Raw genomic sequence first — 17,173 nt, forward strand, 5'->3', positions numbered from 1 at the left:
AGTCTTATTTTCCGTTCAGCAGAGCTTTTTCAAGACGTTCCAGACGTGCTTTCAGCTCCTGGTTTTCCTGCTCCAGTTTTTTCAAACGGCTGTCGGAAGATTCATTCACACTGGCCAGACCACGGGACACCTGGGCAATCTGCCCTTGACACAGGGCTTTGTCCTGCAGGCGCTCGGCGTGCTCTTGCTTCAGCGCTTCGACCAGAATCGCCACGATATTGCCGTATTGAACGGACTTGAAACCGGAAACTTTGTCGGTGCGAACCAATTCAGGATAAACGGCTTCCACTTCCTGGGCAATGAAACCCACGGTTTTTTCGCCGTTGTTTTTCCAGACGAAATTCACCCCGCGAAGCTTCAGCAGATTTTCCAAAGCCATCGGCAAAGTCACAACATCTTTCTTCAGACGCGCATCGGAGGTATACAGATAAGAAGCGGCTTTCACATTACCGTTAACTTCCAATGCCTCACTTGGTGCCGTGGTGTTGATACCAAAGCGGCCCGTGGACAGGATCGTCATCTTGGCGGTGTCACTCAACCCCAGCTGCAGGGTGCCCGACAGACCGTTGGTGATACTTTGACCGATAGTGATGCTATTGTTACCTGTTACAGTGTTACTTCTGCCAACAATCATCGAGTTCCCGGCATTGGACGCTGAATTAGATCGGCCAAACACATCCAGACTGTAGGAAAAGTTCATTAGCGTTGTGGAAATCGCGTTGCTGGAACCAATGATATTCATGACGCTGGCGTTACCACCACCCGAATTCGTGATCGAGTTCGAAGAGCCAATCACCCAGTTGGAAGCATTGGTGAAGGTCGTATTCCCGCTCCCGATGATGGCTGAGCCATTCACATGCAGAGGCGTGATTGGAGCTGTGGTTCCCACACCCAAATTTCCGGCTGCACTGATTCGCACTTTTTCAGCATTGCTGGTGTCAAAAATGATATYCCCCGCCACGCCATTACTGATAAACAGGTCATCTGAACCACCGCTGCTATAACCTATGGTGCCCTTCCAGGTTCCGTTGCGAAGCATGTCGATGGAAGGAATGCCCGACGCCACTGTATCCAGAATCATGGGAGCCTGCGTAGCACTGGTGGTTTTAATCGCCACTTTGGCGTTAACATCCGGAGCCTGACCAACGCCCACATTTCCTGTCGTGTCGACGGTCATGCGAACGACGTTATTGGTTTCAAGCTGCAAGCTGTTGTTGTCGTTGGTTCCGACTGTGGCGGCGCCAGCAAAGCTATTACCACCATTCACGAATGCTGTTGGGAAATTGGCAGCCCCCACCGAGATTGTCTGACACAGGAATGTATCAGTCGCAGCATTGTAATACATAGTCTGAGAAGTCGTACAAGCCGTGCTTGCAAACACCCCACCAAACGGAGTGATCGTCGAGCGCAAATCACCCAGTTGCAGGAAGGCCGGTGCATATTGAGTTGTCCCGTTATAACGAAGAACCTGACCCGCCGCCGTCGGTGCCGTGCTGCTTACCGCAGTGCTTTGAATCTTGGTCACGGTAAAGGCACCCGCGTTCGTCATGCTCACATCACCCGATGGCGTCACCGCCGTCGCCACACTGGAACCGTTACCCACAAGGATATTCGCCGGAGCCAAAGAAGTGGATTGTTTTGAATTAAACGCCGTCCAGTCCGCCGCCGACAGATAACCGGCTTGAGAACCGTTGGCCTGCTGAATACCGATATTCGGAGCCGCTGCAGTGCCCGAATTCACAATTGGAGATGTCACTGCCACACCCGCCGTCACTGCCGGTGTCGTCCAGGAAAGATTTCCTGAAGCATCTGTTGTCAGTACCTGATTGGCAGTCCCGACAGCAGCCGGGAATTTTAACACATAAGAAGTGGTCACAGTGGTCGGCGCCTGCAAGGTCACAGACTTGGAACCAGTATCACGCAAGATCACAGAGCCGACGCTGACATCACCAGCGGCAAAGTCACCGGTCGCATCGCGTTTCACGATCGTGCTGGCCGTATTCAGATTTGTCGCCGCATTTGCAGCCACGGTCGCAGTATTGACGTTCGCCGCCGTCGAGCCCCCGACAGAGTTGACTGTCGCACTGACCGTGCCGTTCCCGGAGGCGGTTACGTCACCAGTCAAAGCCGCAATCGTACCGCCAGCACCTGCGGAAGAGGCAATCGCCACCCAGGAACCTGCGTTGTATTGATAAATAACTTTTGTATCAGACGCGAAGTAAATCGCCCCTGCCGCGGGACTGCCTGGTTTCGCAGCATCAGTCCCGGACTGAATGCTTGGTGAACCACCGGCATTCGAAACCAAAGCGTCAGTGATACCATAACCAGACAATGTTGTCGGCTTGCCGGATGTGATCTTAGCCCAATCCAGATTTGGAATATCACCCGCAGCAAGCGCCGCAGAAGAAGTCACACGCCCTTTGGCATCATAAGTGATTTTTGTTCCAGTACCGGCGGTCACCACATTGGCCAATGTTGGATTCGGATAAGTGCCAGTCAGGTCACCCCCCGCAGAGCCTGATGGCGCGCGAGAGTTCGTCAGGCGTGAATCATTCCCCAGCACCACTTGAGCCGCTGTCGCGTCCCCGGCCGCCGGAGCATCTTTCACGGCCGCAGTTCCCAAGCCCAGATTTGTACGGGCTGTCGTAGCTGTTGCCGTCAGCTCGCTCAAATTATTTGCTGGATTCAGCGGTGTGAAGCCCAGCGCATTTTGTTTTCCATTAAAGGTGTTCCAGTCTGCAGAGGACAGATAACCGTTTGTTGTCGTGTTCGCTTGAGAAATCGAGATCACCGGAGTGGAGGTCCCCGTTGCCACAGAAATCGGCGCAGTGCCTGTCACATTCGTGACCGTACCGCCGGCATTGCTGTCCGCCGCCGCATACCAGCTGGTGCCGTTGAACTTCAGAACCTGATTGTTGGTTGGTGCCACCGTGAAATCCAGTGGGTAACCTTTGATCTGAGCAACAACTGTCGCGCCCTGAGTGCCCGTCACATCACCAACAAGACTTCCCAGGAAGTTCGTCGCTTGAGTTGCAGACCCCACAGCCAATGAAGATTGATTCGTACACTGCCAGCCCAAAGCCACGGACCACGTCAGCAACTGATTGGCACCGCAGGAAAGCGGAGCCAGCGTTGCCCCTGTGGATGAATCCGTCATCACCAGGCGGCTGATTCCAGGGTTAGCAAAAATTTTCTCGGTCGTCACCGCTCCCGCAGCGATTTTAGGTGTCGTCACTGCGTTGTCAGCAAGACCCGGATTCGGATACGTGCCCGTCAAAGCTCCACCAGCAGCCCCATTGGGTGCACGGGAATCAGTGAAACGCGCATCATTACCTGCGGCGACCGTGCCCGCCACCGTGCCCACGTTCAATGTGATCACCGGAGTGACCGTATCAGCTGAAACTGTCAGATAAGGATTGCTGCCCGCCGAGGCTGCCACGGATTGAACCGTTCCGCCGCTGGCACCAGACACGCCCGCACAACCAAATTCTTTGGTCGCCGCATTCCAAGTCAGGAAGCTGCCGGCACCGCAATCAGCACCAGCGTTGACTTCCGTTTTCATCACAAAGTCAGTTGCCACATGCGAACCCAAAGTCGCAGCGGAAGAAGCAAAACCTGCAAAAGGAACTGTGCGGATTTCATTGTCCGGAGAAATCGTCTGCCACTGGGAACCATCGTGGAATTTCACACGCAGGAAACGCCCGTCAGTCAGGCCCGGATTGTAAGGAGAGCCCCCATCACACACGAAAGGATTGCCGTTGTTGAAAGCATCCAGGATCGTGAAGGTCGGAGCCCCCGGATAACTGTGCGAAGCCCCGATTTTCACGTCGAAGACCCCGCCTGAATTTGTCATGTCGATATGATTAAGTTGCTCGCGGTAAAGAACGCAGACTTTATTCGGCGCCAGGATTTCAAACTGGAAGGCGACCGCGTTGTATTCCAGCGGTGCTCCATTGCTTTTAACGATGCGTCCTTGGTAAGTCAGCGCTGCCGGGCTGGCATGAGCCACCGTTGTTAAGAGGCTAACAAAGAAAAGTGCCGTTAACGTTCCGTAGTATTTCATACGTAACATATCGGCATTTATAATCTGACTCTAAATTACATTCACAAAATCCTAGGAAGATCTCACTATTTACGAACCTTTGTTACATATTTCAGCAGCGTTTAATCTCAATGTGAGACACAAACCCCGACTTAAATTGAGAATCCACCTAGTCCATCGACGGGGCTTCGACATGAACCGTGAGAGGTTTTTCAACCGCCGGACGGCGAAGTGCCTGTCGCAAAGTGGGATGCAACGTCTTGCTTAACGCGGTCAGGGTGACCGGCTTTCGCAGCTTCACCGACTTCATGATGGCTTCAATCACCATCAAATCCAGCACACCTTCTGTGGCATTGGGTTCAGGATGCTTTTTATTGATCAGGCAGTCTGAAAAATAAACGATCTCAGGCCCGAACTGATCGCTTTTCTTGAATCTGTATTTCCGAGTGGCGGCACTCACCCGGCTGAAATACAATGTCATATCGTCAAAGTATTCATAGGCATTTTCCAGACGCAGGCACCCGGTCGTGCCCACAACGTCAAAAGCCGCCTGATGGTGACCGCTAAAACTGCAAATAAAGGTCGCCATACGCCCCCCGGAAAACTTCATCACCACCGAAAGCATTTCATCCACTTCTGTGGAACGCTGATCGAATCCCTGATGGGCAAAGGCAAATACCTCCTCTGGCAATTCACCAAAGAAGCCCCGAACGGCGTTGATGCAATAGATACCGATATCATAAAGCGGACCACCGCCTTTGGTGCGACTGGTGCGCACATTGCCCTCTTTCACACGCATACTGAACACCGAATTAAAAAATCGGACCTCGCCAATCTGACCGGACTTGGCAATTTCGATGGCTTTTAAATTGGCGCGCTGAAAATGCAGACGGTAGGCCGTCATCAACCGACTGCCGGTTTTTTCGCTGACCTGAGCCATGATCTTGGCGTCATCAACCGACATGGCCAAAGGTTTTTCGCACAGGACGTGAACCCCGGCCTGCATGGCCTCGACCGCAAAACGGGCGTGCATATCATTCGGAAGGGAAATATAAACCGCATCGATCAATCCCGAATAAAGCATCTTGCGATAGTCAGAATAGTCGAAGGTGTAATCGACGTTGTATTCTTTGGAAAGCTTTTGAAGCTTCACTTCATCGCCAGACACCAGGGCGACCAGCTCCGAATTGGCGGTGGATTGAGTAAATCCCGGCAATACCGCATTCTGGGCAATATGTCCCAACCCCACCACTGCGTAACGAATCTTCTCGCTTTGTTTTACAGCCACCGAAAACCTCCTTCAAGGATCACATCCCTGAATTCTATAAAGCTTTCAATGCCACAAAAACAAGAAGGCCCCCGGGTTTGCCAAGAAACCAGGGGGCCTTGTGTTTATCTGCAAAAGTCGAAAATTACACCAGACTTTCTTCGATCTCTTCCTGTGAAAACTCTGTTGGACGGCGGATGGATTTCACTTCTCCTGCCGAAATCTCAACAATCTGATCACAGTCCGCGATCGTTCCCAAGCGGTGGGCAATGATCAACATCGTCACACCCGCAAAGGATGTGCGAATGACTTTTTGCAAAAGCGCATCCGTCTGCACATCCACGCTGGCGGTGGCTTCATCCATCACAATCACCCGCGCCTTGGTCAGCAAAGCTCTGGCCAGACACAGCAACTGACGCTGTCCCTGACTTAAGTTCAACCCACCTTCAGACACCGCCGAGTTCATTCCATCCGGCAAACTTTGCACATAATCCCACATGGAAGCATGTTTCAAAGCCCCCATCACCTCGTCATCTGAATACTCGTTATAACGATCCAGATTATTGCGAATGGTACCCATAAACAATGTCGGGTCCTGTGGAATGATCGCAAGGCTGCGACGCAGTTTTTCCAGCGGCACACTGGCCGTGTTCACTCCGTCAATGCTGATGCTGCCTTCTTCCGCCTCAATAAAGCGGAACAAGGACTGGAAGAACGTGCTTTTTCCAGAACCCGTGCGACCGATGATGCCCACGCGGCTTCCCGCCTCGACTTTGAAAGTGATTCCTTTCAAAACCTGCGGCAGATGGCTCGCATAGCGAACCTTCAGACCTTCCACTGAAATCTCGCCAAACTCCGGCCACGTCGGGCGCAGCGGTTCAGGCAAAGGTTTCAGCACGGACACCTCCCCCGGCAGATTCGAGAAGAACTTCAGGCGTTCAATCGAAGTCATGCGTGATTCAATATCGGCAAAGATACGAACACCCCAGTTCAGGAATCCCCAGAACGACAGCGAGTACAGCGTCACAAGCCCCGCGGTGCCGGCATCCATCACGCCGTAATAGGCCGACAAGCTGACCCCCACGGCCGTCGCCATGGAAATCAATCCCCCGACCAGCGGAATACGGGACGAAAACCAGCGATTGATCATAACGTGCGAATAGAACATGCGGTTGCTGTGCGAAAGTTTCGCATAGAAATTCTGCATGAACCATGGCGCTTTGTTAAAGCTGCGAATGACCACCAGCCCCTGCAAGCTTTCCTTGAAGTGGGCATACCGAGGTGATCTGGCGACGCTGTCAAAGCGCTTCACTTCGCGAGCCGGACGGCGATAATCCCGTTGCAGCACATAGTAAAGCGCCATCACCGGAGCGATCACGAACACCATCAAAGGCATCAAACCCAGAATCAAGACAATCGACACAATCACCTGCAGCGCACAGTGAACCGCCGAATCAAAGCTCCATTGCAGGTACACGTCCACCGACTCCACATCACGCGAGAAGCGCTGAATAATACGCCCCACCGGAGTTGAATCAAAGAAGCGCACCGGGGAACTCAAAACACTTTTCAGCATTTTGTCGTGCATGTTTTTACCGGCGCGAATACCACGATCCAGCCAGAACAGGTGATTCAGCAATGAACCTACCAGCACCAGCACGCCAATCAGTCCGTAAATCCCGATGGCCGTCAACGCCACCCACTCGGTCTGATGGCCGGAATAATAGGACAGCCACGCTTTTTGCGCCAAAGGCAGAAGTGTTGCAGCCGTAGCCCCCAGCAGCAGCGTCGCCAAAATCAAAGGCTTGGTGAACTTGCCGTCGCCACCCAAAGAACTGATATAGTCCCAATACACCGACCCTTTTACCGCCCCGACTTCGCGATCCTCATCTTCGGTCACGCGGGTCGTTTTGGCTTCAAGCTCGGTGTTGATGGACGCGGCTTCCTGAGCCGTGTCGGCCGGGCGTGCTTCGTGCCCTTCACCTTGAGTTTTGCCGTGTTCTTTATAAAACTCTGCAAATGGTGCACATGTCTTCACCAGCTCACTGAAAGTGCCCTGCCCCTGCACTCGTCCGTGCTGGATATAAATCACCTGATCAAACTGCGCCAAATGCTCCAGTCGATGCGTGACCACAATGCGGGTCACGTCTTTCCAGGCGCCAAAAATCAGGCGCTCACAAAGCAGGTTTTCCGTATCCGCATCCACGGCAGACAACGGATCATCCAAAAGCACGATCTGCGGTTTGCGCAAGAAGGCCCGGGCCAGGGCCACACGCTGTTTCTGCCCGCCGGACAGATTCACGCCTTTTTCACCGATCTCGGTGCGAAGTCCCCCGGACCATTCTTTCAGGTCGCGGCTCAGGCAGCTATTATGCAAAGCCCGACGCAGCTCTTCTTTGGAAACCTCTTCACCGAACTGCAGGTTTTCCAGCAGTGAAGTATTTACGATGTATGCTTCCTGCGGCACATAGGCCATGCGCGGACGTCCCGGCATTTCAGGCACAAACTGCAAAGCCCCCTCACGCGGAGCAACCTCGCCCAGCAAGGACATCAAAAGCGAACTTTTTCCCGCCCCGACAGGTCCGACAATGGCCAGTGAACTTCCCGCCGGCACATGAACGTTCACATCGTGAAGCACATCAGAAACCGCCCCGTCATGACGAAGGCTCAGGTGCTGCATCTGCAGGCCTACGGCAGCGCCATCGGTGCGCTCTTCAGTGGAAATTTCAACTTCGTCCTCGTTCAGATATTCAAGGATACGACGAGCACCCACTTTGGCATTGGTCGCACGTGAAATCAGTCGGGACAAATCACCAAACGGACCTTCCAGCAAACCAAACAAAGAAATACAGGTAAAGATCACCGCCGCATCCAGCTTTTCCCCACGCCAGGCATGCACCGCCAAGGCCACAAACAAGACCAGCGTGGACACTGCCAGGTAACCCAGGCTTGAAACCACTTCAGCTTTTGCCAGACGACGACGGCTGGTCAGTTCCTTTTCCCGAACTTCAGTGACTTCCTTGGCAACGCTTTTTTCCCAGGCAAAGTACTTTACCACGCGGATCGCATTCATCGCCTGAGTCATCAGGGTCACACGACGGTCCCGGTGTTCCATCATCTCTTCATCAAGATGCGTGAATTTTTTCGCCACGTAATTGGTTAATGGCGCCAGGATGAACAGCACAGCCAATGCCGCCAGTGCGGACCAGCCAATATAATAGAACAGCATCGCCACGACCCCGATGATCAGGAAACTTGCGGAAATCAAGTCACCAAACACCATCGGGAAATCAGACACATTGTCACTGTCCGAACTCATGTGATTGACGATATCACCGACCTGATTTTTCTGACGCGACTTTTGACTGAGCTTCAAACTGTGCTTGAACAGACGCTCATTCAAAATATTGGTCGTAACCTGATAGGCCTTCAACGAGTTGAAGAAATAGTGCTGCATGCACAGGCCCGACAAAAAGCCGCAAAGACCCAGCGCCACACCATAAATCAATGCCGACGGCAAAGTCTCTGCCGTCACACCGGCGGAAATAGTCCCGATAAAACGATTCACGAACACCGGTGAAAGCAGCGCCAAAACAGAGCTGGCCAGATACCAGATATAAGCAGGTCGGGTGAAATCACGCAAAGCGCGGATCAACGAAAACAGCAACGCCCGTGGGGACTTCCAGCTGATTTCCTGCATATCAACCTTGATATGCTGAGGATTCAGTTCCTGCGGCAGAGCCAGCAGATCACTTTCCTCGATATTTTTAGTTTTTGCCAATTTCACCAATGGCGTGACATCGGTGAACAACAAACGTCTGAAAAAATTCATAACGAATCCATAACTGCCCTAAATGGGCGTAAAAACAGTCAAATATTTAATTGTGCAGAAGAATAAGATCAGTTCTTAAATGAACAAATGACCTTAGAACTGTGACAGAAGAAGACCCATCAGTGAGCTGATATTCATCATTATCATGTGGTCCTCCTCTCGTGTGTGAGATGTTTTAAAGCCTAACCAAAGAAAAAGGGCTTGTCTAGCCCCCTCCTAAAATAAAAACCAAAGGATCTTATTTTGATCCCAGAGGTAGCGTAAAGTAAAAGACCGACCCCTGGCCGATTTCACTGGTAACTCCAATAGTTCCGCCCATTTTCTCGACCAGCTGCTTGCTGATGCTCAAACCCAGGCCGGTACCACCGAAGCGGCGCGTGATGGAGGAATCCCCTTGTGAAAAACGTGTAAAGAGCCCCTGCATTTGATCTGGCGCCATTCCTATGCCTGTGTCTTTCACTCCAACCCACAATTGATCACCACTCACCTTCAATTGCACTCTCACCTCCCCATGGGTGGTGAACTTCAGCCCGTTGCCGATCAGATTGACCAGCACCTGCTGAAAGCGCGTGGCATCGCCGTTGATTTTCTCCGGCACCTGAGGTTCGATCTCCAACTTCAGATCCAGCTTCTTTTCCACGGCTTTGATCATCAGAATCTCAAAAGCCCGGCGCACGGACTCACGGACGTTGAACGGAACTTTTTCAATCACCATCTGACCGGACTCAATTTTGGAAATATCCAGAATATCATTGATCAAATTCAGCAGATTTGAGGAAGCCCGGGTCAAAATCGTCACGAACTGACGCTGATCAGGGCTCAGCTCCGTATCCAGCAAAAGTTCGGACATCCCCATGATCGAATTCATCGGGGTGCGAATTTCATGACTCATGTTTGCCAAAAACTCGGACTTGGCACGGGTTCCGGCTTCGGCCGCCTCTTTGGCGCTTTCCAGCTCCTGCTGGTACCGGTGCAGTTCGGTGATATCGGTGGACACCCCCGCAATGGCAATCAGATGCCCGCCTTCATCCCGCATAGGAAACTTTTCAGACAGATAGTATCTTTGCGAGCCATCCACGAAAGTCAGGCGTTCTTCATAACTGCGCGGACGCTGCTCCAGAATCAACTGGCTGTCGGATTCAGAGAATCTTCGGGCATCCTCAACACCAAAAATTTCCTGGTCCGTTTTACCAACCAGATCCACGCTGGTCTTGCCAACCAGCTTTTCGAACGTGGGACTGACAAGCAAATAGCGTCCCTGCAGATCCTTGACATAGACAATGGCCGGCGACGACTGCAAAAACATCTTCAGCAGGAACTGTTGGTACCGCAATTCCTTTTCAAAACTGCGCTTCTGGGCGACGTCATACATCAGTCCATAAATCTGAATAATGCGCCCTTCCTGGCGCAAGGCTGTGCCCATCACCCTCGCCGGGAAAACCCGTCCTCTCCCCGAACGAACCAGGACTTCCACATCGTAATCTGTTCCGTGCTCCATCAGGCGCTGATGTGTTTCCATCATCATGGCCCGGTCTTTTTCAACGATCATTTCAAAACCGCGTAACCGTTCCAGATCATAGGTTTGCGGATCCACCTCGAAAATATCGTAAAGAGCACGGGACCAAAAATGCTTTCCAGTGGTAAGATCCATGCTCCACGTGCCAATCGTCGCTTCGGCATTGGCCTGATCGGCAATCTCGGTAAATATTTTCTGTGGAGACGTGTCCTTCGCCACACAAAGAGAATCGTTGGAAACCGGGTCGTACTGATAATTCCAGGAAAGAAATTTGTAATGACCGTCTTTGCAGCGATAGCGCAGCAGGAAATTGCGAATCACTTCGCCCTTTTGGATCTTTTCATATCGACTGACAATGCTTTTGATATCGTCGGGATGAATCAAGTCGATGAAAGATATCTGCATCAGCTCTTCATTGGACCAGCCCAACACTTCCGACCAAACATGATTCAGTTTCGTCGGACGCCAATCCTTTCCAAAGACACCGACCATGTCATTGGACAATTCAAAGAGAGCGTCATAACGGGATTCCATTGAGAAATCTTAACAGGGTAAAAAACAAAAAAGCCACCTCATAATAAGGTGGCTTCTCAAGTTAGGACCTCTGAATATATCAGTGCTTACAACATCCATAAACAAATGATAGCCACAGCCGTCGGAACAAGAGCTGCGATCAGCAGGTTCAACGGCTTGATGCCACCTGGGAATTTGTGACTTAGAATCGAATATCCCGCTGCATTCGGCGCATTGGCAATAATTGTCAGACCACCCCCGGCGATCGCCCCTGCAACCAGAGCGTATTTGCTGGAATCACTCAGCCCCTCGACCTGAGACCCCAAATAGGTCAGTGCCGCATTGTCCGTAATTGCCGTCAAACCCACGGCACCTTTGAACAACAGAAGGTCACTCATGCTCCCCAGCAAAGGCGCCAGCCACCACTTCTGAAATGCACCGAACTGAATAATGCCACCCAGGAACATGGCCACCAGCAGGCTTTCCTTCAAGCGCAATGAATCCTGATAACGCTGAGTCACGGCAGCCACCCCCAGGAACAGAAGGAAGATTCCCATAAAGGCATTCTGATAATGTGCTGTCACCACAATTCCCGTCAGGAACAACAGGTGCACCAGAGTCACTGGTGCCGGAATTGCCGCCTGCGAACCGGCCAGACGAGTTTCCACTTCACGCAAAGTGATACAGCCTTCGGTCAGCTGTTTGCGGAATACAGCAATCAAAAGGACCGTGTTGATTACGACTGCGATTGCACTCTTCCATCCGAAATGAGAGATGATAAAAGCAAAGTCCCAGTTCCATTTACCGGCCACCATCAAAATCGGTGGCGCCGCAAACGGAGTCAGTGCCCCGCCAATGGAAATATTCACGAACAACACGGCGATAAGTCCATAGATCAGTTTGCTGCTTTCTTTTTGCAGCATCGAATTCAGCATAAAGGCCGTCACGGTCATTGCCGCAGGCTCAGTGATAAAACTGCCGCTCAGCGGCCCCAAAATCAGCACTACAAAGATGTCTGTCAAAACCGCTGGTGTGCGGAAGACTTTTTGAATCAAAGAGGAAATGAATAAAATGCCCTTGCGCCCCGCCGCCAGAACCGGACGTGTCGAACACACAACCATGATGGCAAAAATAAAGAACGGCTCAATAAAGTTCAATTTGCTCTGATATTCCAGGGCGGTTGTCCATCCCTCCAGACCGATGAATATCGCCATGAACACAGCGGCCCAGATGGCAAAAACCGCCTCGATTTCACCCAGCAGGTGCAGGAAATTGCTCCACAAGGAATCTTTGGGAAAGTGATGCGACCAGGCCAGAATACGACCCACCATAAAGGTGTGAATGACTGCCAAACCAAATAGAATTGTTCCGATAAGTTCAATCGTTGTGTATGTCATTCCGACATATTACACAGAGACAAAAACCTCTGCCAAACAGAACCGGAAAAAGCAGGTGCGATTTTGCCCCGAGTCCAATTCCGCTATTTCTTGACACACGCGCCCTGGCGGCAGACTTGATCGGGCGCGCACAGGATTTCTTTTTCGATGATCTCCCCCTGCTGACAGGCAAATTCCAAAAGTTTTTGCGAATCCAGGCAACGATCAAATTCCTTCACCACCTGACCATAACAACTGTCACCAAGACAGTTTTCTTCCCCCAGGGAATAGATCACTTTACCTGCAGCTTCAGGGATCAACCCCTGATCAGAGTCCTTGCAGACCTTGGCATAAGCCACCGACGACGACATCAAGACTGCCATCAAAAGAGTTCTCATTGTGCCACCTCACAGCTGAAGGTTTTCGTCAGCTTGGCCTGTGTCTGCCACTCGCGATCCTTTTTCGGTGAACCGCATTGCACGACCAGTTCCAGGTCCACCGCACACTCACCTTTACCCGCGCTCTGAGTTTTCAAACGAATGACCGACGAATACGAGCAAGGGGACTTGCATTTGGAGTCTTCAAGAAAAGAACCCAGTTCATTTTCACCCATCAAGGTTTCTTGCGCGTACGTGGTGGCCGCTTCCTGACATTTTTTAGCGTCCGCCCGCATGCGGAAAGATTTTTTGAAATAATCCCCCTTCTGCCCGATAGCGAAACGCTGCTGTTCCGAGGAACTGAGTTTCAACGCCGTATACTGATCCGGACACGAAGTGTGCTTCACCACGGCCGTGGGTTGTGTGGAAATCTCAACCACCGGAGCATTGATGCGCGAACAACCCCCAGGACACCCCCCAGCCTCCGCCAGAAAGGCCTTTTGCATGCCTTCCATTTTCTCAAACAGAGACTTCATTTTTCCGGAGGCGCTTAAAATTCCATAGGTGATAGCCGGCACCGATTCGGTTTTGGCGGGCGCACTTACTTTACAGTGACTTTGGTTGGATTTATTAAGCTCATCGCAAAGACTTTGCAGATCCTTGACCGCACTTTTGGACTGAGGGCAGCTTTCCTGCGCCCCTGCTCCGAAGGCCGCAAAGACACCGAATAAAAAAAGAACTGTTTTCATGGGGTTCTTATCGGCACCCCGACCCGAGATTTGAGGGATTTCAGGACGAAATCCGCTCCTTATTTGATTCTTAATCTTTCCATAATCTCAGAGCGAACCTATTCGCACAGAGCCATATTATCATTCATAAAACGACGCTGATTCTGCAGATCACCCTCGCTATAAACGAATTCATTCAAATCACAGCGGTTTTCGCTGGCCAGTCGCAAAACGGTGTCTTTTTCCGGTGGCGTCAACCCCAGGGACCAGATCATTTTCACCTTCAGCCACTGCACCAGATACTGGCAGCGGTAGGCTGGGTTCGGTGGCATATAACCTTCCGGAGTTTTGTCGCTCTTGGAGGCGTTCTCTTTTCCAAACACGGACAACAGATGGAATTCATTCCCAAGATAGTTGGAGTAAAGGCAACGCTTCACACGGTTCCATTTATGGGCTCCGCTGATGTAGGCATTTTTCAACGGGACAAAGTGATCTATCTGAATATCACTGGCGCGGGAATACTGGCGATCCCCGTAGGGATCCTGCCATTGACCGGTGGAAACGGTGCAGCCGTTGGAGGCAAAGCCCACTGGAACTTCTGAATCCCGCATCAAAACCTTGGCGCGGGTGTTATGGCAGTTATCATCGCGATGATCATTCAACCAGCCACCAAAGTGTTTGGCGCGGTCGTAGCGCTCCCCGACGTTGCCGTATCCGTCGGTGTGATGATCAAAGCGCACCAGCGAATAAAGACGACTGCGAAGTTCTGTGAAAAATTCTTCGTTTTCGTGAATCAGATCTAGGGCTGCTTCCCAGGGGGCCGTGAAATTTTCAGAATTAGGAGAAATGGATTCCCTGACTGTGTAATAGTCATCGAAGCGGGGGTTGGCGAGATTTTCTTCTGCCAGGGCATTTGAAGTTCCCGAGGTGGCCACCAACATCATCACAAGAAACGTTTTCTTCATGAAGTCTCCAAATCCTTTTAGAGCATCGTTGTTTCCTTATTAGAAAAGGGAATTGGGGCCTTGGCAAAGAGTTTATTTGTTAGACTTCTGTCAATGGCTCCGCTACAAATCCAATTATGTTACGCGTCGGCCGATTCCGCCATCGTCTGCTGGAAGACGAATTCCTTCAACACACAAGTCCACTGGCCCACAAGTGCCTGCAGGTTTTTATGCGCCTGTGGCAGAGCAAATCCTTGTCCGATGCGGAAATCGCGGCAATTTACATTTTGATATTCAGCTTTTTGCGCCGCCCGAAAGACTTCCTGGGAGGCCCGCACAACCAACCGCTGGCAACCCTTCCCGTCAGTTCACGAATGTGCTGTCAGACGTTCTTCGAGCTGCTGCAAAAAGAGCTTCCTGAAGACCTGCGTCAGACCAAGTCCCTGGCCCGCTTTCAGCGCCCCGACGATCTTTTAAGCTATTTTTGCGCGCACAGCTGGCGCTCCATTCCCCTGTCCGTCGCGCAATCACTGATGGCGTGGGAAAACGGCCTGTATCCACTGCGTCTGCTGTCTTATGTGCCGACACCGAAAGAGGTTTTAAGCATGCAGAGCGAAGGTCAACGCTGTGTTTCGATGCTACAGGACCTGACAGAAATGCAGGAGTTTGTTGAAGAAGGCCGCGATGTCCTGGGTTTCATCGTGCATGACCTGATTCACGCGGACCATTTCTTTGCCGATCCGGTCAAAGCCCGCGCACAAATTGAATTCAGCCGCCGCTTGATGGTGGTGTTTGGCTTCCACGACATTCAGGTGATGTTGCAGACTGATGCGGCCTTTAAAAAGGAATTTGAATATCTGATGTCAGATATGAACTCTTTCCCGCTGCATTTGCTTAAAACCTTCAAAGCCGTCCTTTTGGGCTACTTCAAACGGCGTGAAGGTCTGGCCATGACCGAGGCCTTATCTGAGACCACAGAGGCCGAATTCCAACGATTATTCGAGTCCAGCCTGAAAATCTGGGAATTGCCGGAAAATGCTCACAGTGCGGCCCAGCGCTTGAATACGCCCCTGTTCCAAGGTCTCGAAGACAGCCTTTTGTTGCACTCAGCCCTGCTGCACTATCAATAAACTTTCATGACGAAAAAGGCTTTTTTCTGATAGACTGCCCCTATGTCGATCAAAAAAGAATGTAGCCCCCAATCCACCCCTGAAAACTGCAAAACATGTGGCAACCGCCTCGATAGCATCCTGTGCTCCAATCCCGATGTTTTGCTTATGGTGGAAAAGGCTCGTGTTTCCTGCCGCTTTAAAGCTGGTCAGATGATCTTCTATTCCGGCAACGATCCGCTGGGAATTTTCACCATTCAATCCGGCCTGGTAAAACTGGAAGTGACGTCTGCCTCGGGCGCGGCGCACACGCTGCGTTTGGTGGGGCCTGGCGGCACGCTGGGCTATCGCTCACTTTTTGCCAACGAGCCTTATCACGCCTCGGCCGTCGCGGTGGAAGACTGTGAGCTCTGCTTTGTTCCCAAAGCCGAGATCATGAACATTTTCAAAAACCATCCTGACTTGGCGATGAAACTTTTGTCCCATATCTCCAAAGACCTGCGTCTGGCCGAGGAAAAATGGATGGATCAAATGGACAAAGGAGCTTCCGAGCGTATCGCCGAGGCCTTGTTGTTCCTGCAAGACCACTTCGCGCATCAGAATTGGACCCGTCGTGAAATCGCCCAATGGGCCGGCACGACACCAGAGACCGTCATTCGCACTTTGTCTCAATTTGAAAAAGACGGCCTGATTGACCAGACTGATGGTCGCAGCATCCGCATTCTTTCCAAAGAAAAACTGCGCGATCGCGCGGAAGTCCGCTAACGGCAGGTTGTTATGGAAAAGCGCTTTATCGACAACTGCCCGATCTGCTCCTCTCAGGAAGAATACGTCACTGAACAAATCCTTTCTGTGATTCAGAAAAAAAACTTTGCCAAGAATGCTTTGGTCTTTGAACAGGAAGAAGAATCCAGAGGTTTGTTCTTAATCACCAAAGGTGTGGTGAAAATCTCCAAGATCTCCCCGGCTGGAAAAGAAATTGTTCTGGGACTTTTAAGTGCCGGTAAAACTTTTGGTGAAGGCAGCCTGCTGGGGCAGGACCGTCAAGCCGACACCGCCACCACCACCGAACCGACCGAAGTTCTTTATCTGCCGAAAAAAGACCTGCAGGCCATTCTGGACAAGAATCCCCTGCTGTATCAATCCGTGGTGGCTTCTTTGGTCCGCTGGATGGCAAACCTGAATAACGTCATTGAAAACATCAACACTCCTTCCGCAAAAGAACGCGTGTGGACTTATCTGTGCCGCCTGCAAACAGAGCAAAATAAAGAAGTGGTTCAGCTGAGCGGCAAAAAGCATGAAGTGGCTTTGATGCTGGGTCTAAGACCCGAGACCTTTTCACGGGCCCTGGCCGAGCTGGAAAACGACGGCCAAATCAAGATGAACCACAAACAGGTTCAAATTCTGCAAAGCTCCAAATAATTCTTCGGGATGATGCCGATCATCCTTTCCCCGTTTTAGGGGTGCCA

11 protein-coding genes are annotated in these 17,173 nt (G+C 51.5%); 3 read left to right on the forward strand and 8 right to left on the reverse strand.

Translation table 11 applies throughout. The features are described from left to right. Positions 1 to 4 precede the first annotated feature (4 nt). From ACNQKP_RS10150 to ACNQKP_RS10185, 8 genes are all read right to left on the reverse strand, one after another. Positions 5 to 4,072: a tail fiber domain-containing protein gene (locus ACNQKP_RS10150; RefSeq protein ID WP_417864582.1), complete on the reverse strand. Its 4,068-nt coding sequence runs from the start codon at positions 4,070 to 4,072 to the stop codon at positions 5 to 7. 139 nt (positions 4,073 to 4,211) lie between these two features. Beyond that, a complete protein-coding gene (locus tag ACNQKP_RS10155) occupies positions 4,212 to 5,330 on the reverse strand; it encodes a Gfo/Idh/MocA family protein (protein WP_417864584.1) in 1,119 nt (372 codons plus the stop codon). A gap of 124 nt (positions 5,331 to 5,454) precedes the next feature. Continuing rightward, a complete protein-coding gene (locus ACNQKP_RS10160; RefSeq protein ID WP_417864587.1) occupies positions 5,455 to 9,141 on the reverse strand; it encodes an ABC transporter transmembrane domain-containing protein in 3,687 nt (1,228 codons plus the stop codon). A gap of 238 nt (positions 9,142 to 9,379) precedes the next feature. Next, positions 9,380 to 11,191: a PAS domain S-box protein gene (locus ACNQKP_RS10165; protein WP_417864588.1), complete on the reverse strand. Its 1,812-nt coding sequence runs from the start codon at positions 11,189 to 11,191 to the stop codon at positions 9,380 to 9,382. A gap of 86 nt (positions 11,192 to 11,277) precedes the next feature. After that, positions 11,278 to 12,567, reverse strand: coding sequence for a putative Na+/H+ antiporter (locus tag ACNQKP_RS10170; RefSeq protein ID WP_417864590.1), 1,290 nt, complete (start codon positions 12,565 to 12,567; stop codon positions 11,278 to 11,280). Between the two features lie 83 nt (positions 12,568 to 12,650). Then, complete coding sequence (locus ACNQKP_RS10175; protein ID WP_374033505.1) at positions 12,651 to 12,944, reverse strand: hypothetical protein; 294 nt, start codon at positions 12,942 to 12,944, stop codon at positions 12,651 to 12,653. Then, positions 12,941 to 13,672 (reverse strand): hypothetical protein, encoded by a 732-nt coding sequence (locus ACNQKP_RS10180; RefSeq protein ID WP_417864593.1) that lies wholly within the window; start codon positions 13,670 to 13,672, stop codon positions 12,941 to 12,943. The genes ACNQKP_RS10175 and ACNQKP_RS10180 overlap by 4 nt, the downstream gene beginning before the upstream one ends. A 98-nt stretch (positions 13,673 to 13,770) precedes the next feature. Next, a complete protein-coding gene (locus ACNQKP_RS10185; protein ID WP_417864595.1) occupies positions 13,771 to 14,616 on the reverse strand; it encodes an HNH endonuclease family protein in 846 nt (281 codons plus the stop codon). A gap of 116 nt (positions 14,617 to 14,732) precedes the next feature. Here ACNQKP_RS10185 and ACNQKP_RS10190 point away from each other — a divergent pair, with 116 nt between their 5' ends. Genes ACNQKP_RS10190 through ACNQKP_RS10200 form a run of 3 tightly spaced genes read left to right on the forward strand, consistent with a single transcriptional unit; the run spans position 14,733 to position 17,126 of the window. Beyond that, on the forward strand, positions 14,733 to 15,725 hold the full coding sequence (locus ACNQKP_RS10190; protein ID WP_417864597.1) for a hypothetical protein: 993 nt from the start codon (positions 14,733 to 14,735) through the stop codon (positions 15,723 to 15,725). Positions 15,726 to 15,767: 42 nt separating this feature from the next. Continuing rightward, positions 15,768 to 16,469: a Crp/Fnr family transcriptional regulator gene (locus ACNQKP_RS10195; protein ID WP_417864599.1), complete on the forward strand. Its 702-nt coding sequence runs from the start codon at positions 15,768 to 15,770 to the stop codon at positions 16,467 to 16,469. A 12-nt stretch (positions 16,470 to 16,481) separates the two neighbouring features. Next, a complete protein-coding gene (locus ACNQKP_RS10200; protein WP_417864601.1) occupies positions 16,482 to 17,126 on the forward strand; it encodes a Crp/Fnr family transcriptional regulator in 645 nt (214 codons plus the stop codon). The last annotated feature ends 47 nt before the right edge of the window (positions 17,127 to 17,173 follow it).

Source organism: Bdellovibrio bacteriovorus (assembly GCF_048286975.1).
Classification (GTDB): domain Bacteria; phylum Bdellovibrionota; class Bdellovibrionia; order Bdellovibrionales; family Bdellovibrionaceae; genus Bdellovibrio; species Bdellovibrio bacteriovorus_H.